Origin of the sequence: Novosphingobium marinum (genome assembly GCF_013408095.1) — a bacterium.
In the GTDB taxonomy this organism is placed as follows: domain Bacteria; phylum Pseudomonadota; class Alphaproteobacteria; order Sphingomonadales; family Sphingomonadaceae; genus Novosphingobium; species Novosphingobium marinum.
Genome location: NZ_JACBZF010000006.1, coordinates 20,001 through 37,767 on the forward strand (window position 1 = coordinate 20,001; position 17,767 = coordinate 37,767).

Annotated in this window: 16 protein-coding genes and 1 pseudogene; 11 read left to right on the plus strand and 6 right to left on the minus strand. The window is 61.5% G+C overall.

Annotated features, from left to right (window positions below; genetic code table 11):
• Positions 1 to 148 precede the first annotated feature (148 nt).
• The 3 genes and pseudogenes from FHS75_RS14720 to FHS75_RS18125 all read left to right on the plus strand — a co-directional run bounded on the left by FHS75_RS14720 (position 149) and on the right by FHS75_RS18125 (position 2,546).
• Positions 149 to 835, plus strand: coding sequence for a DUF6629 family protein (locus FHS75_RS14720; RefSeq protein ID WP_066850754.1), 687 nt, complete (start codon positions 149 to 151; stop codon positions 833 to 835).
• Positions 836 to 1,183: 348 nt separating this feature from the next.
• Positions 1,184 to 1,897, plus strand: a pseudogene (locus FHS75_RS17945) (cation:proton antiporter domain-containing protein); the annotation flags it as partial.
• Positions 1,785 to 2,546, plus strand: coding sequence for a cation:proton antiporter domain-containing protein (locus FHS75_RS18125; RefSeq protein WP_229735677.1), 762 nt, complete (start codon positions 1,785 to 1,787; stop codon positions 2,544 to 2,546). The pseudogene FHS75_RS17945 and the gene FHS75_RS18125, both read left to right, overlap by 113 nt.
• Positions 2,547 to 2,585: 39 nt before the next feature.
• On the opposite strand, the gene FHS75_RS17955 is transcribed toward FHS75_RS18125, so the two are convergent.
• On the minus strand, positions 2,586 to 3,023 hold the full coding sequence (locus FHS75_RS17955) for a hypothetical protein (RefSeq protein WP_229735671.1): 438 nt from the start codon (positions 3,021 to 3,023) through the stop codon (positions 2,586 to 2,588).
• On the opposite strand from FHS75_RS17955, the gene FHS75_RS14735 reads away from it, so the two are divergent.
• The 4 genes from FHS75_RS14735 to FHS75_RS14750 all read left to right on the plus strand — a co-directional run bounded on the left by FHS75_RS14735 (position 3,018) and on the right by FHS75_RS14750 (position 9,093).
• Positions 3,018 to 5,033 (plus strand): copper-translocating P-type ATPase, encoded by a 2,016-nt coding sequence (locus FHS75_RS14735; RefSeq protein ID WP_229735670.1) that lies wholly within the window; start codon positions 3,018 to 3,020, stop codon positions 5,031 to 5,033. The genes FHS75_RS17955 and FHS75_RS14735 overlap by 6 nt on opposite strands.
• A 216-nt stretch (positions 5,034 to 5,249) precedes the next feature.
• Complete coding sequence (locus tag FHS75_RS14740) at positions 5,250 to 6,614, plus strand: MBL fold metallo-hydrolase RNA specificity domain-containing protein (protein ID WP_179408461.1); 1,365 nt, start codon at positions 5,250 to 5,252, stop codon at positions 6,612 to 6,614.
• 17 nt (positions 6,615 to 6,631) lie between these two features.
• Positions 6,632 to 8,149, plus strand: coding sequence for a thymidine phosphorylase family protein (locus FHS75_RS14745; RefSeq protein WP_179408462.1), 1,518 nt, complete (start codon positions 6,632 to 6,634; stop codon positions 8,147 to 8,149).
• Positions 8,146 to 9,093, plus strand: coding sequence for a ribose-phosphate pyrophosphokinase (locus FHS75_RS14750; RefSeq protein ID WP_179408463.1), 948 nt, complete (start codon positions 8,146 to 8,148; stop codon positions 9,091 to 9,093). Before FHS75_RS14745 ends, FHS75_RS14750 begins: the two co-directional genes overlap by 4 nt.
• A gap of 265 nt (positions 9,094 to 9,358) precedes the next feature.
• Here the strand turns inward: FHS75_RS14750 and FHS75_RS14755 are convergent, their stop codons facing one another.
• Positions 9,359 to 10,021, minus strand: coding sequence for an RNA polymerase sigma factor (locus tag FHS75_RS14755; RefSeq protein WP_229735669.1), 663 nt, complete (start codon positions 10,019 to 10,021; stop codon positions 9,359 to 9,361).
• A 227-nt stretch (positions 10,022 to 10,248) separates the two neighbouring features.
• Between FHS75_RS14755 and FHS75_RS14760 the strand changes: the two genes are divergently transcribed.
• Positions 10,249 to 11,292, plus strand: coding sequence for a hypothetical protein (locus FHS75_RS14760; RefSeq protein WP_179408464.1), 1,044 nt, complete (start codon positions 10,249 to 10,251; stop codon positions 11,290 to 11,292).
• A 98-nt stretch (positions 11,293 to 11,390) separates the two neighbouring features.
• Here the strand turns inward: FHS75_RS14760 and FHS75_RS14765 are convergent, their stop codons facing one another.
• Positions 11,391 to 11,657 carry a metal-sensitive transcriptional regulator gene (locus FHS75_RS14765; RefSeq protein ID WP_179408465.1) on the minus strand — a complete coding sequence of 89 codons (267 nt, stop codon included), beginning with the start codon at positions 11,655 to 11,657 and terminating at the stop codon, positions 11,391 to 11,393.
• Between the two features lie 191 nt (positions 11,658 to 11,848).
• Between FHS75_RS14765 and FHS75_RS14770 the strand changes: the two genes are divergently transcribed.
• From FHS75_RS14770 to FHS75_RS14780, 3 genes are all read left to right on the plus strand, one after another.
• Positions 11,849 to 12,133 carry a hypothetical protein gene (locus tag FHS75_RS14770; protein WP_179408466.1) on the plus strand — a complete coding sequence of 95 codons (285 nt, stop codon included), beginning with the start codon at positions 11,849 to 11,851 and terminating at the stop codon, positions 12,131 to 12,133.
• Positions 12,126 to 14,489, plus strand: a complete 2,364-nt coding sequence (locus tag FHS75_RS14775) for a heavy metal translocating P-type ATPase (RefSeq protein WP_179408467.1) — start codon at positions 12,126 to 12,128, stop codon at positions 14,487 to 14,489. Before FHS75_RS14770 ends, FHS75_RS14775 begins: the two co-directional genes overlap by 8 nt.
• A 70-nt stretch (positions 14,490 to 14,559) precedes the next feature.
• Positions 14,560 to 14,907 carry a hypothetical protein gene (locus FHS75_RS14780; protein WP_179408468.1) on the plus strand — a complete coding sequence of 116 codons (348 nt, stop codon included), beginning with the start codon at positions 14,560 to 14,562 and terminating at the stop codon, positions 14,905 to 14,907.
• Positions 14,908 to 15,184: 277 nt separating this feature from the next.
• Here the strand turns inward: FHS75_RS14780 and FHS75_RS14785 are convergent, their stop codons facing one another.
• The 3 genes from FHS75_RS14785 to FHS75_RS14795 form a co-directional block, all read right to left on the minus strand.
• A complete protein-coding gene (locus FHS75_RS14785) occupies positions 15,185 to 16,093 on the minus strand; it encodes a fructose bisphosphate aldolase (protein WP_179408469.1) in 909 nt (302 codons plus the stop codon).
• 178 nt (positions 16,094 to 16,271) lie between these two features.
• Positions 16,272 to 17,015 (minus strand): Bax inhibitor-1/YccA family protein, encoded by a 744-nt coding sequence (locus FHS75_RS14790; protein WP_179408470.1) that lies wholly within the window; start codon positions 17,013 to 17,015, stop codon positions 16,272 to 16,274.
• Between the two features lie 202 nt (positions 17,016 to 17,217).
• On the minus strand, positions 17,218 to 17,739 hold the full coding sequence (locus tag FHS75_RS14795; RefSeq protein WP_179408471.1) for a hypothetical protein: 522 nt from the start codon (positions 17,737 to 17,739) through the stop codon (positions 17,218 to 17,220).
• Positions 17,740 to 17,767 lie beyond the last annotated feature (28 nt).

Here is a 17,767-nt window from a genome sequence, read left to right on the forward strand (position 1 = left end):
TGTTTGGGATCTTTGTCTGCGCGCGGTACGCACTCTAGTGTGGCATCTTTGGAAGTTCCCAAGCATGTGTCGATCGAGACGGGTCCCCGCCGAATGTGCGAGGGTCGATTGAGAATGAGCGCGTGAATTTGCGGGGGTAAGGTCAAATATGTGCTTTTCGGCCACAGCTAGTTTCACCGCCGGAGCAGCGTTGCTGGTTACCGGTGCATTCAGCATACGCCTTGCGCGGAACCCTGCCGAGCGGCCATATGCAGCGATACCGCTCCTGTTTGGCGTTCAGCAATTGATCGAGGGCGCACTTTGGCTGACATTCCCTGACAAGACGCAGCTTCTCAGTACCGTGCTGACTTATGCCTATTCGATATTTTCACACGTACTCTGGCCAATCTTTGTCCCGCTCGCCGTCTATTTTCTCGAACCTGTGAAATGGCGCCGCAAGGCGCTGCTGGTAGCGGTTGCGGGAGGAACAGCAGTGGGTCTTTATCTGCTCTATTTCCTCATCCGGCTTCCGATTGTGGCTACAGCTGCCGAGGGACATATCGACTACGTATCACCCCACTTCTACGTTAAAATCGTCATGGCTCTGTATATTTTGGGAACCTGCATAAGCCCTCTTCTGTCGAGCCACCGCTGGGTGCGATGGTTTGGCATCGCAGCGATCGTGTCGTTTCTTCTTGCCGGCATCTTTTACCTAACCTGGTTCATATCGGTCTGGTGTTTCTTTGCGGCGATCATGAGCGTGATGGTTCTGATGTTCTTCTTGCGGCGTTCGCCGGCGCTCGCCTCCGGCGCGCGAATGGACACAGCAAAATCCGAGCGCTTCCTCGCCGAGTGACGGAATGTCGTGGCGCTGGATCGGGGAAAGTTTACAGTCTTCCTGTTGGTGGAGGAGGGAGGCAAAAGCGATGCGGGGTGACGCACCTCAAAATTCCTGATGTTCCTTGACCCTTATCGTCCGGGTATCCCGAACTCCCATTTACAAGCGAGACGACCGTTACCGGGTCATAGATCGGCAGCGTGCGAGCAATTCGCTTCAATGGCAGCTATTAGAAAGGCTTAACTGTTGGATCACAAAATTCCCTACTTGAGGGAAATTTTTGTTTTCCTCGCGGCTGCCGGATTGGTGATCCCGACCGTCCGTAAACTCGGCGTCAGCTCTGTCCTCTGATTTCTATTTGCCGGTCTCCTGATTGGGCCGCACGGTCTCAATCGCATTGTCGTGGATGTGCCATTGCTCGCCTATGTCGTCATCGCGGATGTCGACGGTGTCCGTCGCGTCGCTGAGCTCGGCATAATCTTTCTGCTGTTCATGATCGGCCTTGAACTCTCAACGAGGCAATTGTGGGGGATGCGACGGATCGTTTTCGGTCTTGGCACCGGGCAAGTCTGCGCATCCGCTGCCATCATCGGGGCAATCGCCTACGCCTTCGGCAACTCCATGATCGCATCCGCCATTTTAGGGCTTTGTCTGGCATTATCATCCACCGCGCTCGTCATGCAGAGTTTGACTGAGACAGGGCGTCTTGGCACCCGGTCCGGGCGCGCGGCGTTCGGTATCCTCCTGTTTCAAGACCTCGCCGTCGTCCCCATCCTCTTTCTCGTAGGCGTGGCCGGCGCGGAAGGTAGCGAGTCGCTGGCCGGAGCCGCTACACGGGCGATCCTTCAGGCTGCTATCATTATCGCCGCCATTCTGGCCGTCGGACGCATTGCTATTCGGCCGCTGTTGCGGTTCGTCGGCGGCAGCGGCAGCCGCGAGGTGTTTATTGGCCGCCGTCCTGCTGATTGTGCTTGGAACCGCTGCACTCACGGCACAGGCGGGCCTTTCGATGGCGCTCGGCGCATTTCTTGCTGGGCTGCTGTTCGCAGACACCGAGTATCGTCACCAGATCGCCAGTGATATTGAGCGCTTCAAGGGCCTACTCCTGGGCCTCTTCTTCATGTCCGTTGGCATGAGCCTTGACGTGAGTGCCGTCTGGCAGTTGCTGGGCTGGGTCGTACTTTCAGTGATTGGCCTCGTCGCACTCAAAGCTGGGACCCTGTTCGTGGTTTCGAAAGCGTTCCGGCAGCCCACCGCCGTCGCTGCGGAGACTGCGGTCCTGCTCTGCCAAGGCGGCGAATTTGCATTTGTCGTCCTCGCTGCCGGGCTTGCGGTCGGTGTGCTGGACCCAACTGTCGGTCAGTTCATGCTTATGGTGGTTATCTTGACGATGTTTCTCACCCCGGCCCTTTCCGCCGCCGGCCGTCTGCTGGGCCGATTTTTGGAGAAGCGGGAGAATGGCACCCTCGTACCTGCCGACCTCGGGATTACAGGGGAAGCCCACGTGATTATCGGCGGCTTCGGCCGGGTTGGGCATCTTCTGGCTGATCTGCTGGACGCTCAGCGCATCAGTTATGTCGCGCTCGATACCGATGCCGAAATCATCGCACGTCAGCGTGCGAAGGGAATGTCGGTTGTCTTTGGCGATGCCATCTGTTCGCGGCGCGAACCGTTTGAGCCGATCCGAGGCGGACGCGGCGAGCCAATTGGTCGCGCCGCGATACCGTGAAAGAGCGAATCCGAACTCACGGTGTAATTCCGTCGGTGTTCAAGCGTCTTTGCCAAGCGAGCAACGAATCCGGAGTGCACGCTGCCGGACGAGAGAACGAAGAATCTTCTGGAGGTTGGTTTGGCAAAAGTGACGCTTGAGGTCGGCGGCCTCTTCGAGGAACTCGATCATCTTGGCGTAGAGAAACAACTGGAAGCCGAGGACGGCGTCAGTCGCGCTGTCGCCAATCCGGCTTCGGGAAGCGTTACGATTGATTTTGACGGGGGTTTGACGAGCGAGGAAAAGCTGCGCCGGACCGTGCTCTCCTGCGGGTTCCGCTGCCGCGGCGCGGTCCATCCCCGACATGTCTGCAAGCCAGGCCCCAACCCGGTACCATCCGCTCATGCCGGCCACGAAAGAGTTGCGGCTGCCAGCAAGGCGCACGCGCAGGATGCCATGGCGCACGAGATGGGACACGGCGCTGGTGCCGACATGCAAGCGATGGTCCGCGACATGCGCAACCGGTTCTTGGTGGCTCTCCTCTTTACCATTCCGATCTTCGTCTATTCGCCAATGGGCGGCATGTTCACGCCGCCTGCTCCGCCTTTCGGGTTGGGCCTCGATCTGTGGCTGTTCTTCCTCGCGAGCGCTGCGGTCATCTATCCCAGCTGGCCGTTCTTCGTCGCCGCCTGGCGCGCGCTGCGCAACGGGATCCTCAATATGGCGGTGCTTGTCGTGCTGTCGGTTGGAACAGGCTATCTCTTCAGCGTCGGCTCGACCTTCCTCTTTCCCGGTGTGCAGTTCTACGAGGCAGTCGCGGTCCTGCTGGTCTTCATCCTGCTCGGCCACTGGCTCGAAATGCGCGCGCGCGCCGGGGCGTCGCAGGCGATTCGCGCACTGCTCGATCTCGCGCCGCCGATGGCGACCGTCATTCGCGAAGGCCGCGAAGTGGAGATCGCCACCTCCGAAGTCCAGGTGGGCGAGACGATCATCATCAAGCCTGGCAACAAGATCCCCGTCGACGGGGAAATCGTCGAAGGAACCTCGCTGATCGATGAATCGATGCTTACCGGCGAGTCGATGCCGGTCAACAAGGCGGTCGGCGACGAAGTCATCGGCGCATCGATCAACAAGAGCGGCAGCTTCCGGTACAAGGCAACCAAGGTTGGTGCCGACACCGCGCTGGCCCAAATCGTCAAGCTCGTCCAGGAAGCGCAGAATTCCAAGGCCCCGGCGCAGCTGCTTGCCGACCGCGCGTCGCAGTGGTTGGTCTTGATCGCGATCCTTATCGGACTGGCGACCTTTGCGACATGGTTCTGGTGGCTCGGCGCGCCATTGCTGTTCGCCGTCACGCTGACGATAACCGTCTTCGTCATTGCTTGCCCGGATGCTCTGGGACTCGCGACCCCGATGGCGGTCATGGTCGGGACCGGGCTCGGCGCGACCAACGGTATCCTGTTCAAGAATGCCGGCGCGCTCGAGGATGCGACCAAACTCGACGTCATCGTGTTCGACAAGACCGGCACGCTAACGATGGGGCAGCCGCATGTGGTCGACATCGTCGCTGCGGAAGGCCGGTCCGACGAGGATGTTTTGCGGCTCGCCGCCGCGGTCGAGCGTGGTTCGGAACATCCGCTCGCACTCGCCATCCTTGACCGCGCAGGAGATCTCGCGCTCGACGACGTCCGCGACTTTCACAACCGGGAAGGCATGGGCGCAGAGGCGCTGGTCGGTGGCAGCACGGTGCTGCTCGGCAATCGCCGACTGATGGACGAGGAGAACGTCCCACTAGGCGCCTTGTCCGAAGCGGCGGACGAGCTGAAGGGTGCCGGACGGACGGTCGTTCACGTCGCGCACAAAGGCGATCTGGTCGGTCTGATCGCCATCGCCGACGCCCCGCGCCCCACCGCCATTGCGGCCGTCGCAGCGCTGCGCAAGCGCGGGGTCGAAGTGGCAATGCTGACCGGCGACAATGAGGGCACGGCAAAGCGCGTGGCGGCACAGCTGGGCATCGCCACCGTGCTCGCCGACGTCCTGCCCGGACAGAAGGCCGATAAAGTCAAGGAGTTGCAGGCCCAAGGCAAGCGCGTGGGCATGGTTGGAGACGGAATTAACGACGCGCCGGCGCTGACCCAGGCCGATGTGGGTTTTGCGATCGGGGCCGGCACCGACGTCGCTATGGAAAGCGCCGATGTCGTACTTATGCGCAGCGATCCTTATGACGTGGTCGGCGCCATCGTTCTTTCGAAAGCAACCTTGCGCAAGATGCACCAGAACCTGTTCTGGGCTGTCGCTTACAATGTCATTGCCTTTCCGGTCGCGGCGGGGGTCCTCTACCCGCTGATCATCAGCCCGGCGGTCGCCGCCATCGCCATGTCGGGGAGCTCCGCGCTCGTGGCCGTGAATGCACTGCTCCTCAAAAGGACGCGAATGGAAGGTATCGGCAGCAGCGTAGCGGAGTCCGGAGAAAGCGATCGGAGCCCCACGGCGAGCCCGATTCCTGCGTGATGCTGTGCTACCCGCAGCATACCGCTGGCGCATTGCCCCTCCTGTCGAAGCGGGATAATTCCAGCGGTTGAGCGGCCGACAACGCCCAGACAGGCCCGGACAAATGCGGCAGAGCAAACAATGCGCGGGACGTTCGGGTTGTAACTATAGTCGAGCGAGCGCGTCTCTATCCATCAAGCGGCGCGGTGTGCCGCTCCACACCCGAGGAAGGCGCCAATGACCTTGCAACTTACTTTTCTGGGCGGTGCCGGTACGGTTACCGGATCGAAATATCTCGTCGAGACCGACGACTGCAAAATCCTTGTCGACTGCGGCCTGTTCCAGGGTTTCAAGCAGCTACGCCTGCGCAATCGCCAACCGCTCCCGGTAGCGCCGGCCGATATCGATGCCGTTCTCCTCACGCATGCTCATCTTGATCATTCGGGTTTCATTCCGGCGCTTGTCCGCGACGGTTTCCGTGGCCCCGTGATCAGCACGCACGCGACCTTCAAGCTGTGCGAGCTCCTGCTCCCGGACAGCGGCTATCTCATGGAAGCGGACGCGCGCTATGCCAACAAGCGCGGGTTCAGCAAACACACCCCGGCTCTTCCACTCTATACCGAACGCGATGCCAAGGCGGCGCTTGCCTCCTTCGCTCCGACCGGCTTCGACGAACCAACGAGGGTTGCCGAAGGCTGCAGCGCGATCTTCCGGCCAATGGGGCATATTCTCGGGGCGGCCAGCATCGAGCTGAACTGCAACGGGAAGCGGATCGTCTTTTCGGGCGATATCGGCCGCTACTCCGCAGCAACGATGATCGATCCGGTGCGCGTTCCGCGAGCAGACTATCTCGTCGTCGAGTCGACCTATGGCAACCGACACCATGACGAGACCGACCCCGAAACCGCGTTGGAAGATGTCATCAACCGCACCATCGGGCGCGGTGGAAGCGTCATCATCCCGTCATTTGCTGTCGGACGCGCGCAGACGCTGCTGTTTCATCTGAGCCAACTGCGTCGCCGCGGACGGTTTGGTCCTGTACCGATCTTCCTCAACAGCCCGATGGCGGTCAACGCAAGTTCGATCTTCTGCGACCATGTTGGAGAGCACCGCCTAACAGAAGAGCAGTGTCGGGAGGCCTGCGGCATTGCCGAATACGTCCGTGACGTCGAGGACTCAAAGCGCCTCAATCGCGACCCCATGCCCAAAATCATTGTCGCGGCCAGCGGGATGGCGACGGGCGGAAGGATATTGCATCATCTCAAAGCTTATGCCCCCGATCCCCGCAACTCGATCCTCCTGGCCGGTTTCCAGGCTGGCGGGACACGGGGCGCAGCCCTGCGCGATGGTGCCAGCGAACTGAAGATCCACGGAGAGTTCATTCCTGTGCGCGCAGAGGTTGCCACTCTCGACATGCTGTCTGCCCATGCCGACCAGGGCGAACTCCTGCGATGGCTTGGCGGCTTCGAGGATCCGCCGATCCAGACATTCGTGACTCACGGTGAGCCGGAGGCCTCCGATATGTTTCGCCGTTGCATCACCGAACGGCTTGGGTGGGAGGCGCGGGTGCCCGAACACGGCGAGCGCGTGGTTCTCGCGTGAGGGCGAGCGGGCCTCAGATGCTTACCGACCAGCCAGTGGCGCCTCATGGCCTGCGCGTCCGACGCCTCGGCATCGAGACCGGCGGCGAAGCGATCGTGTTCATGCACGCAGACTGTCCAGTCGCCCGTTCGGAAGGGTTCGCGACGCGGACGCGCGTGGAAGTCCATGCGGGAGGCCGCCGCGCACTCGCAACGCTCTTTTTCACGACAAACGGCCTGCTCGACCCCGACGAGGTCGGATTGCCGAACGCTCTTTGGCGCCAGCTTCACGCTGGCGATGGCGATGTCATTGAAGTGCGTCATCCGCAGCCACTCGCTTCGATGAGCGATGTGCGCGCCAAGATCTACGGCCATCGTCTCGAGCAGGACCGGCTTGCGCGGATCGTCGCGGATATCGCCACCGGCCGCTATTCCGACGTGGAACTCGCCGCATTTGTGACCGCCTTTGCCGGGCAGCCGCTCGACGTGAGAGAAACTGCGGCGTTGACACGTGCCATGCTCGAAGCGGGTGACCGGCTCGACTGGCCCGATGAACTGGTTTTGGACAAACACTGCGTCGGCGGGCTCCCGGCCAACCGCACCACTCCGCTCATTGTGGCGATTGTCACCGCTGCCGGCTTCACCATGCCCAAAACCTCTTCCCGCGCCATCACCTCGCCGGCAGGGACGGCCGATGCGATGGAAGTGATGGCGCCAGTCAATCTCGATCTGGCAGCGATGCGGCGCGTGGTCGAGCGTGAGGGCGGATGTGTCGTCTGGGGCGGCAATGTGCGCCTGAGCCCGGCTGACGACATCCTGATCGGAGTCGAGCGCGCGCTCGATGTGGATAGTGAAGTCCAACTTGTCGCGTCCATCCTGTCCAAGAAGCTCGCGGCCGGGGCGACGCATGTCCTGCTCGATCTACCCGTGGGCGCAACTGCCAAAGTGCGCTCACCAGCTGAAGCAGCCAGGCTCAGCGCGCATCTGGTCGCGGTCGCGGCGGAATTCCATCTCTCGGTGACCCCGGTGTTGACCGACGGAACACAGCCGGTGGGGTCGGGCATCGGGCCAGCGCTCGAGGCGCACGATGTTCTCGCCGTCCTTCGCAGAGCTCCCGATGCTCCGGCGGACCTGCGCGAGCGGTCGATTGATCTGTCAGGCAGAATACTCGACCTCGCCGGCGGACCGCCCGGGCGGGGGCGTGCGCAGGCGAGCGCGATCCTCGACGACGGCCGGGCGCTCGACAAGTTCATGGCGATTTGCGAAGCTCAAGGGGGCTTTTCCGAACCGTCCACCGCACCGCTGCGATATACGATCAGCGCACCTCGCAGTGCCAGGGTGGCGGCATTCGACAATCGGACGCTGGCGCGTGTTGCCAAGTTGGCGGGTGCACCGCGATCCAAATCGGCAGGTATATCGCTGCATGTGAAGCTGGGTGCGACAGTAGCGCGGGGAGAGCCGATCTTCACCGTTCACGCGGAGAGCCGCGGCGAACTGGACTACGCGCTGGCCTTCGCCGCCGCCAATCCCGACGCCATCCGATTGGCAAGCCTATGAATCCGGTCCTGTTCTCGCTCAGCGCCTCGCCCGACATGGCGGCTCACTTGTGTGCCGAGACCGGCATGGAGCTTGGAGAAATCGTCTGGCGCCAGTTTCCGGACGGCGAGAGCTATGTGCGCCTGTTGTCCTCCGTCCGTGAGCGAGACGTCGTTCTGCTGTGCACGCTCGATCGGCCCGATACCAAGGCCTTGGCCCTCTTGTTCGCGGCCGACAAGGCACGCGAAATGGGCGCGCGCCGCGTTGGCCTCGTTGCGCCCTATCTGGCCTATATGCGCCAGGACAAGGCCTTCAATGAAGGCGAAGCCGTAACTTCGGTCACTTTCGCGCGCCTACTCTCGCGCACGTTTGATGCGCTCATCACCGTCGATCCGCACCTTCATCGTCACTCGGACCTCGGCGCAGTTTATTCCATTCCGGCCATTGCGGTTCAGGCCGCGCCCGCAATCGCCGGGTGGATACGCCAGGAAGTTCCCAATCCGGTCCTTGTCGGTCCCGACGAGGAAAGCGGTCAGTGGGTCGAAGAGATCGCCGGCCTTGCCGGCGCTCGCTACGCAGTTCTCCGCAAGGAGCGCAGGGGCGACTATGACGTCAGTGTTTCGGCCGACAATCTTCCCGATTTATCCAACCTTACACCGGTGATCATTGATGACATCGCCTCGAGCGCGCGCACCATGATCGAAGCGGTGCACATTCTTCGGGAAGCAGCTGCCGCAGCGCCGATCGCGATCGTCGTCCATCCGATCCTGGCTGGCGATGCCTTTGGGAAACTGCAGGCGGCGGGCACCGGCCGGATCGTCAGTACCGACACCATTGCGCATCCATCCAACGCAATCAGTGTCGTCCCACAAATCGCCGCAGCGCTAAAGGCGTGGCGCAATGAAACAGCCCGGCCGGAATCCTCGTCGGCGGGTCGTCAACGCGTCAACGAAAGCCCTTCGTAGTGATGCGGACAGAACACCCGCCACGAAGCAGCGACCGTGGTGATGGGTCAGACAGTCGGTGTGCAGGAGATTATTCGAGATTCGATGCCATCTTCCCGCGAGCCGCCTCCGTCATCCCGCCAACATGACATATGCCTGTTCGTTGCAGGTGAGCCAAGACATTCCTGCGCCCGTCCGGGCAGGTACTGTCAGCCAATGTCCCGCACAATCCACTTGGCAGTACGCCCCGGAGAACCGCTCGAGACCTGACAGATATCTGCCGTCTCTAATCAGCCGAGGACCCTTCCACATTGGCTCGAAGCGAGGACTCTGCATGGGCACATTCACAGTCGAGAAAGCCATGCTCGATGCACGTGCGGCACATCTGCAGGAGTCGGGTCTTCAGCGCACGACGTGCGCGGTGCAATCTGACGGTCACATTGTTGACCGTCGTGTCGAGACTTTTCGCGATCTCGTCCCGCGGCTCTTCGAGCAAATCGGCGCGCCAGATGACCTCCGCATAGACAGGTTTCAATGTCGGCAGGAGCCGGTAAAGGCAATTGCACACTGTCTGGTCAAGATCCACCTCCGGTTGCGTGTGCGCATGGCTGCTCTCGGCAAGCTCATGCGGATCGACACCGATCTCCTTGCTGCGCCGTCGGATGACAGTCCGCTGGAAATCGGCAATCGTCGTTGCCAGAACGCGCGAAAGCCAACCTTTGACCGACTTTGCCTCGCGAAGGTCTCCCGCGCGCTCGATCGCCTTGAGCATGAAGCGCTGCAGAACCTCCTCCGCTTCGTGGGAACTGTGAAGACGCCGATTCAGGAATTTGAGAATGTCCTGATGACTGTCCACCAGCGCCCGTCGGACGACTTCGTCCATCGGCCTCAAGGCATCGTCGCCGGCAGCCGCCGAAGTGGCAGGATCATCATCCATCGAGCTTTCCAATACGAATATTCTCGCTGAGGATCGCCTACCTCAAACTTCTGCAACAGAGTGCCACGCTACAGGAAGCTTTAACATGTTTAACCCGAATCGATTGCTCACAATCCAGGCTTATCGTGGACGACTCAAATGCCGATGACGACCAGCGCCTCGTCTCGTCGTCGGGATCACCCGGGCAACGCAGCGAGCGTGCGCGGGCTTCAGCTTGCGGCCGTGAAGGATGGCAGAAGATGATCGACCTGGCGATCACCGTCCACTTGCTGGCGCTGACCGACGATACGGGTCTGGCCCAACACGCCCGGCATCATTTCGTCGACCGTTCTCACGGCTACTGTCTCGATGACAACGCGCGAGCGGTAACGGTAATGTGCCGTCTGGCCCACCTGCGCACGCTAAGCGCCGCAGAGCAACACGCTCTCGCCGCTTATGCCGCGTTTCTCGATCATGCTTTCGACCGGCAGGCACGATATTTCAGGAACTTCATGACGTATGATCGGCGCTGGCTGGACGAGGAAGCGGCTGAGGATGCTTGCGCTCGCGCTGTTCATGCCTTGTGCGTCATGATTGCGATGCCCCCTCAGGACTGGATGCGGGTCTGGGGACGCGATCTTTTCGAAGCGGTTCTGCCGCGCCTCCACGAGCTCGCCTCGCCGCGTTCGTGGAGCCTGGTCCTGACGGGTCTGGACATATTGCTGCGCAACAGCTCTCCCTGGAGGCAAGCGGAGCAGCTGCGCGAGCAACTGGCGCATGCATTGCTGCAGCGATGGCGGGACGCCGTGCAACCTGCCTGGCCGTGGTTCGAAGACGGGCTGGCCTACGACAATGGACGCGTGGCCGAGGCCGCGATTACGGCCGGTACGGTGCTGGGCATGGCTGACCTGCGGGAAGCCGGACTATCGGCCCTGCAGGCACTCTGGGACTGGCAGTACGATGGACAGGTTTTTCACCCGGTCGGTACGCACAATTTTGGACGCAGACACCAATTGCCGTGCAGGTTCGATCAACAGCCCATCGAAGCCCATGCCATGGTCGATGGGTGCCTCGCAGCCGCCAGTTCAGGTGCCGACACCGCCCTCTGGCGCGAGCGCGCGGATATCGCGATGGCATGGTTTTTCGGACGAAATGATCTTGGCCGCGCGCTCGTGGAACCGGAAAAAGGTCTGTGTCATGATGGCCTTCACGAGGACCGGATGAATGCCAACGCGGGCGCGGAATCGACGCTTGCCTATATCGGCGCGTTCCTATCGATGGCCTCGCTGGAGAGACAGCGATGACCCCACAGGCAACTCAGGACTCCTTCAAAGCCTTGTCCAAGGACCCAAATGGAGAGGCCCTGGGAAAGCAGAACGCTATGACAACCGGCATTTTGCCCTCAGCGACCCGCCTTTCCAAAAAGCGCAGCGAGTTCGGCGAATTTGGCGCGCTGCGTTTCCTTGTCGCCGCTCTCGATCGCTTCCTGAACACAGTCCTGGGCATGAATGGCGAGAACCTTGGCTCTCGTTGCCCGCAAGGCGGCTTCCATCGCAGCGATTTGATGCATGATATCGACGCAGTACCGCTCTTCTTCCAACATGCGGATCACACCCCTCGCCTGGCCCTCGACCCGCCGCAGACGAGCGATTTCCTTGGTGAACTTCATCTCTCGATCCCTCGTCGCCTCAGGGCGTATCGTACCAAATGCACCGCCCTTCCTTACCCTACCGGGGTAAAGTTTACAAATGTCCGCCTGTCGGCTATCGGAGAATGGTGTCGAAGCACTATCCTGTCCATCGGAGCGGCACAAACCGGGAAGCACGCCGAATTTGCCCGGCCGGAAGCAAGGAGCCGATCATGACGCAATTGTCCATTCCCCGCGCGATCCAGGTCTGGGGCACGGCTTTGAGCCTGTTCCTGATGATCAGTCTTATCGCCTGTATCCTTTACGGTTTGGCCCTGCCTTCCGGGTTCGAAATGCACCGCGCCTGGTCGCCCTGGCTCCCCGGTTTCGAATGGCTGACACTCGGCGGTGTTCTCGCGGGTCTGTTTTGGTCCCTCATCTACGGTTTTTGGGCGGCGGCCCTCCTCGTCCCCCTGCACCGCCTCACAAGGCGTTGGTTCGGAGTTGCAAATGACTGATCACAAGACCTGCTGCGACTCTGCCAGCGGCGCGCTGCCGACCGAAGGCGTAGCGATTGATCCGGTTTGCGGCATGAGCGTTACGATTGCCGGAGCCAAGCACAGCGCCGAGCACGATGGTGCGCGGCATTACTTCTGCTCCGCACACTGCCAGCAGAAATTCGTGACCGATCCCGAAATGTATCTGAGCGGGGCGCATCTGCAGGCGGTCGAGGACCTGCCCGAGGGCACGATATACACCTGCCCGATGCACCCGGAAATCCGGCAGCAAGGACCAGGCTCGTGCCCGATCTGCGGCATGGCGCTCGAACCGGAAACCTTCAGCCTCGATGACGGCCCCGATCCGGAGCTCATCGACATGAGCCGGCGCTTCTGGATAAGTCTGCTCTTCACTATCCCGTTGTTCATCTACGCGATGGGCGATCTGATCCCGGGACAGCCGTTTTCACAGCTTGTCGAACCGGCCTTGGCGCAATGGATACAGCTGGCGCTGGCCACACCTGTCGTGCTCTGGGGCGCGTGGCCATTCTTTACGCGCGGTCTGCAATCGGTCCGGACGATGAACCTCAACATGTTCACGCTGATCGGGCTCGGCGTCGCCATCGCCTATGCGTTCAGCGTCGTGGGAACGATTGCGCCGCACATCTTCCCGCCCGGCTTTCACGATGCCGATGGCCGGGTGGCGGTCTATTTCGAAGCGGCGGCGGTCATCGCCACGCTCGTCCTGCTCGGGCAGGTGCTCGAACTCAAGGCACGGGGCGCAACATCGAGCGCTCTGCGCGCGCTGCTCGAACTCGCTCCGCCGACCGCGCTAAAACTCATGCCCGACGGCTCGGAGCGTGAGGTCGCTCTCGATCAGGTCGCGACGGGCGACCGCCTGCGCGTCCGCCCCGGCGACAAGATCGCCGTCGACGGCCGTATTCTTGAAGGCTCGAGCAGCGTCGATGAATCGATGATCAGCGGCGAGCCGCTACCGGTGAAAAAGTCAATCGGCGACGAGGTGACGGGGGGTACGGTCAACCAGACCGGCGGCTTTGTCATGACTGCGGAACGCGTGGGCAAGGACACGATGCTGTCCAAGATCGTGCAGATGGTGGCTGAGGCGCAGCGCAGCCGCGCGCCGATCCAGCGTCTGGCCGATCTTGTCGCGGGCTGGTTCGTGCCCGTGGTAATCGGCATCGCCATACTTACCTTCGCTGCCTGGGCGGTCTGGGGGCCGGAACCGGCGTTCGCGTATGGCCTGGTCAATGCCGTAGCCGTACTCATCATTGCCTGCCCCTGCGCCCTGGGCCTCGCCACGCCAATGTCGATCATGACCGGGACCGGCAAGGGTGCGCAAAACGGTATCCTGGTGAAGAACGCCGAGGCGCTCGAGACCTTCGAGAAGGTCGACACCATCGTCGTCGACAAAACCGGGACACTGACCGAAGGCCGACCGGAGCTGGTCATGGTCGAACCTGCACAGGGCATCGATGAATCGGAGATGCTGCGCCTGGTGGGCGCCGCCGAAATCGGCAGTGAACACCCGCTCGCCGAGGCGATCGTCAAGGGCGCTCGCGCGCGCGGCCACAAGTTCGCGGCGGCGAGCGATTTTTCCTCCGTGACGGGCGAAGGTATCGAGGCAAGAGTCGGCGACCGGCGCGTCGCGATCGGCAACGCAAAGATGATGCGCCGGGTCGGTGCCTATGACGCGATCATGGCCGACGCCGCCGAAACCGCGCGCGCGAAGGGGCGGACGGTGATGTTCGTTGCAATCGACGGTAAGCCGGCCGGGCTGATTGGCGTTGCCGATCCGATCAAACCGACCAGCGCGCGCGCCATCGGCCGTCTCCACGCAGCCGGTATTCGGGTGGTCATGCTGACCGGCGACAGCGAGGCAACCGCGCGCGCCGTGGCGAACGAAGTGGGGATCGACGAGGTCCATGCCGATGTCTCGCCTGCGGACAAGAACCGCATCGTCGGTGAATTGAAGGCGGCAGGCAAGACTGTCGCAATGGCGGGCGACGGGATCAACGATGCGCCTGCGCTTGCCGCGGCCGATGTTGGGGTGGCGATGGGAACCGGCACCGATGTCGCGATTGAAAGCGCCGGCATGACCCTTGTGCGCGGAGATCTCGAAGGCCTGGCCCAGGCGCACCGGCTTTCGAGTGCAACCATGCGCAATATCCGGCAGAATCTGTTCTTCGCCTTCGCCTACAATTCGCTCGGCGTGCCGATTGCCGCTGGCGTGCTGTTCCCCTGGTTTGGCATATTGCTGAGCCCAATGATCGCAGCCGCCGCGATGAGTCTGTCTTCGGTATCGGTCATCGGCAACGCACTGAGACTGCGATCGCTCGATCTCAGAAGCGAGCCATAAGGAGGTAAATATCTTCTGGCACCCTGTCCGTCGTCTGGTCCGCTGGCGCCTCTCCCGCTCCGCACGCAAGGTGCTCGAGACGCGAACGCTCGAGCAGGTGGATGGCGCCACGCTCCGCTGGTTGTCGGATGAGATTGATCTGTTCCTCGAGAGCCTGGAACCGCAGGCTCGCAGGCTGCGTCTCTTGGCGGATCTCGGCCAACTTCCGAGTGTGAGCAATCGCCTCATGGTGGAACTCGCCATCTATACCGCCGCGGCCTATCGGGCCTTGCTCAACGCAGGGCTTTCCAGAGCATCGGCGCGAAGCGCCGTCGCCGATATCGGGTGGGACGTCTATGCGCTCCTGTTTCGGCTGAATTCGCTTCCCTTCCACCTGGTCACGCAGGATCCCGGCAAACGGCTACGCGGCACGCGATAGGACTGCTGCTGCGCTTTTCATTCAGCGCACCGGGTTACGCGGTCGAGGCGCGCCGGGGAGGCGACGACCGTATCACCCACTAGACCCACTGTCCCTCGCAGACCTTTATACGGACCCTCGTTGCGGAAGCGGGCGACCGCGGCGATCTCGAAACTTTTTGCGAAAGCTGGTGCCGGTACGACTCGCCCGGCGCCGACATCATCGCGGATGACGGCGGCCGAGGTCAACGTAAGCGGGAACAGGCGAATGCAGCCCACGCTGGCAGCTCTCGAAAAATTCACACCGGGTTTTTGGCCGTCTTCACGGTCGACGCGCGGTAAATCCGCTCAATGGCTTCGGCGAGCACGCGATTGAATTCCTCGTCATCCATCCCGGCGCGCAGATCCTGCAGGAGCGCACGGCTGAAGCTTGCCACAAGCGCATGATTTTTCGCCAGCTCGTTGCAAGCCTCTTCTTGCGAATACCCGCCAGAAAGCGCCAACACCCGCGCACAGCTGGGATGTCCCACAAGCGGCGCAAATAGGTCTGGCGCTGCTGGCATGGAAAGCTTGAGCATCACCCGGCGACCAATTGGCTGCTTATCGAGTGCCTTCGCTAGTGCGCCAAGGAGTATCGCGTCGCATTCCGCGCGCGACTTGCTTTTCAGGTTCACCTCCGGCTCGACGATTGGAATCAGGCCCTTATCCAGAATGCGATTTGCGATGTCGAATTGTTGATCGACAACTGCGCCAATGGCTTTGGTGGACGCCTCGTTGATCAGCGAGCGCATTTTCGTACCGAAAACGCCCTTGGCCTTTGCGCGGTCAAGCAAGGTCTCGAGACCCCGGATCGGCTTCATGAGCCGAACACCGTCATTCTCGTCTTCCAGACCCTGATCGATCTTGACGAAGGGCACGATGCCACGCTGCCGGAGCAAGTCCGGCACGGGCGTGCCGTCCACCTCGCCATCCATCGTTTTCTCGAACAGGATCGCACCCAGGATCTTGCGGCCATCGAACGACGGAGCGGTAATGAGCCGGCTCCGCATCTGATGGATGAGGGCGAACATCTCTTCTTCACCGGAATAATCGTGAGCGCTGATGCCATAGTTTGTCAGCGCAGTTGGCGTCGAACCGCCGGACTGGTCGAGCGCAGCAACGAAGCCGGCACCGCCAATGATTTGCGCCATCAATACCGGGTCGTGCATGCACTGCCTCCGTTCATCCGGGCGTGGGCTGCTTTTTTGCGTGCCACTTCCGTCCGGCAGCACCTGTCGCGCCTTGCACTCCGTTTGAATACGCCGTGCTCGCGACCGCCAGGACCTTCGGCCGGAGGAACCGGAAAAGGTGCATTACCGCGCCCGTTGGAGCTGCCAGCGGGTATGGTCATCGGCGCTCACCCATGAAGCGGAGCAGAAACAGGAACAGGTTGATGAAATCTAGATACAGCGTCAGTGCACCCATTACGATCGCCTTGCCGCGGAAATCGCCGCCCTTAACCTCAGAATAGATGTTCCTGATCTTCTGGGTGTCATAGGCCGTGAGCCCGGCAAACAGCAGAACTCCAATGCCGCTCACGATCATGTCCATCACCGAGGATTTCAGAAACATGTTGACGAGCATGGCGATGATCAGCCCGAACACGCCCATGATCAGGAACGATCCCCACGCGGACAAATCGCGCTTGGTCGTATAGCCCCACAAGCTCAACGCGGCAAAGGCCGATGCCGCCACGAAGAAGGTGCGGGCGATGCTGACCCCAGTGTAAGCAAGGAAAATGGTAGCGAGCGACACGCCCATGAGTGCCGCGTAGCTCCAGAACATCGCCTTGACCGCCGTCTCGGAAAACCGATTGATGCCAAAGCTCAGGGCAAGCACCAGCGCCAGAGGCGCAAATACAGCGACCCATCCCAATCCTGTCGGCGCTCCGGTTGCAGCAAAGAACAGTGCGCGTACACTGTCCGTGCTGGCCACGAATAGCGCGACCAAGCCGGTGAGCAGCAATCCGCTGGCCATATAATTGTAGACGCCGAGCATATAGGATCGCAGCCCCGAATCGTAGATTTGCGCGGGCGCCCCCGCGCGGGACCGTAAGGGGTGCTGATCTAGAGTTTTGAGTGGGTCTGCCATTGTGAAGTCCTCCTGCGCCGGACCGCTGACGGTGCCGAATTTCTGCCGCCGCCCTCTGAAGACGTTTGAGCCTCCGGTGAATTACAGTTTGCTGTCATTATGCAGACCCGCGCTTTAGACGACAAGAGCGCCATGGAAGAGGAAGACCTCCGTCGTCGCTTGAACGCACCTGGCAACCGTCCGGGTTGCCGCGCGACACGCTTCAATCATGGGTATAGGTGAAATGCACCGTCACAGGCGGCTTGCGATGCATCGCGTGCGGAGCCTGCTTCGATTGCGACGGCAACATGTGCGGCGGGCGGTCCACGATAATTCCGATCCGGTAATTGATGCCTCGGGCAAAGGTGGTGTACCCGCCGAAGGTAAGAGCGCCCGCGACAGTCATCGGCTGCAGGCGAACCGATCGTTGTATTCCGCCAGGCTCGAGGATATGCGCGGTGACATTCGCGTCCTTGATTCTGGCCCCTGAAGCCTTTTCAAAGACAGCGGCCGTGATGTGCATGCTGTGAGAGCTTGCCGGCGTACCGCCATGCATCTCCGCCTCGGGATGGCCGGTTGGATGGCCCTTCACCACTGCCGCCGGCACCACGCCTAAATACACCGTGAGACCGCCCGCGCTCTGAGAACCATCGATTACACCCGCGTTGGCTGTGACCGGAGCGAAGAGCATTCCTGCTAGGCCCACCGCAGCAAGCGCTTGGCGCCAGAACGATCTGTATCTCATGGTGAAGGTATCTTTCTCTTTTTTAGGT

What these genes read in the sequence shown, in the direction of transcription:
- FHS75_RS14720 (WP_066850754.1), top strand. Translation starts at nt 149, where the DNA reads ATGTGCTTTTCGGCCACAGCTAGTTTCACCGCCGGAGCAGCGTTGCTG.
- FHS75_RS14735 (WP_229735670.1), top strand. Translation starts at nt 3,018, where the DNA reads ATGCAAGCGATGGTCCGCGACATGCGCAACCGGTTCTTGGTGGCTCTC.
- FHS75_RS14740 (WP_179408461.1), top strand. Translation starts at nt 5,250, where the DNA reads ATGACCTTGCAACTTACTTTTCTGGGCGGTGCCGGTACGGTTACCGGA.
- FHS75_RS14745 (WP_179408462.1), top strand. Translation starts at nt 6,632, where the DNA reads ATGCTTACCGACCAGCCAGTGGCGCCTCATGGCCTGCGCGTCCGACGC.
- FHS75_RS14750 (WP_179408463.1), top strand. Translation starts at nt 8,146, where the DNA reads ATGAATCCGGTCCTGTTCTCGCTCAGCGCCTCGCCCGACATGGCGGCT.
- FHS75_RS14760 (WP_179408464.1), top strand. Translation starts at nt 10,249, where the DNA reads ATGATCGACCTGGCGATCACCGTCCACTTGCTGGCGCTGACCGACGAT.
- FHS75_RS14765 (WP_179408465.1), bottom strand. Translation starts at nt 11,657, where the DNA reads ATGAAGTTCACCAAGGAAATCGCTCGTCTGCGGCGGGTCGAGGGCCAG.
- FHS75_RS14770 (WP_179408466.1), top strand. Translation starts at nt 11,849, where the DNA reads ATGACGCAATTGTCCATTCCCCGCGCGATCCAGGTCTGGGGCACGGCT.
- FHS75_RS14775 (WP_179408467.1), top strand. Translation starts at nt 12,126, where the DNA reads ATGACTGATCACAAGACCTGCTGCGACTCTGCCAGCGGCGCGCTGCCG.
- FHS75_RS14785 (WP_179408469.1), bottom strand. Translation starts at nt 16,093, where the DNA reads ATGCACGACCCGGTATTGATGGCGCAAATCATTGGCGGTGCCGGCTTC.
- FHS75_RS14790 (WP_179408470.1), bottom strand. Translation starts at nt 17,015, where the DNA reads ATGGCAGACCCACTCAAAACTCTAGATCAGCACCCCTTACGGTCCCGC.
- FHS75_RS14795 (WP_179408471.1), bottom strand. Translation starts at nt 17,739, where the DNA reads ATGAGATACAGATCGTTCTGGCGCCAAGCGCTTGCTGCGGTGGGCCTA.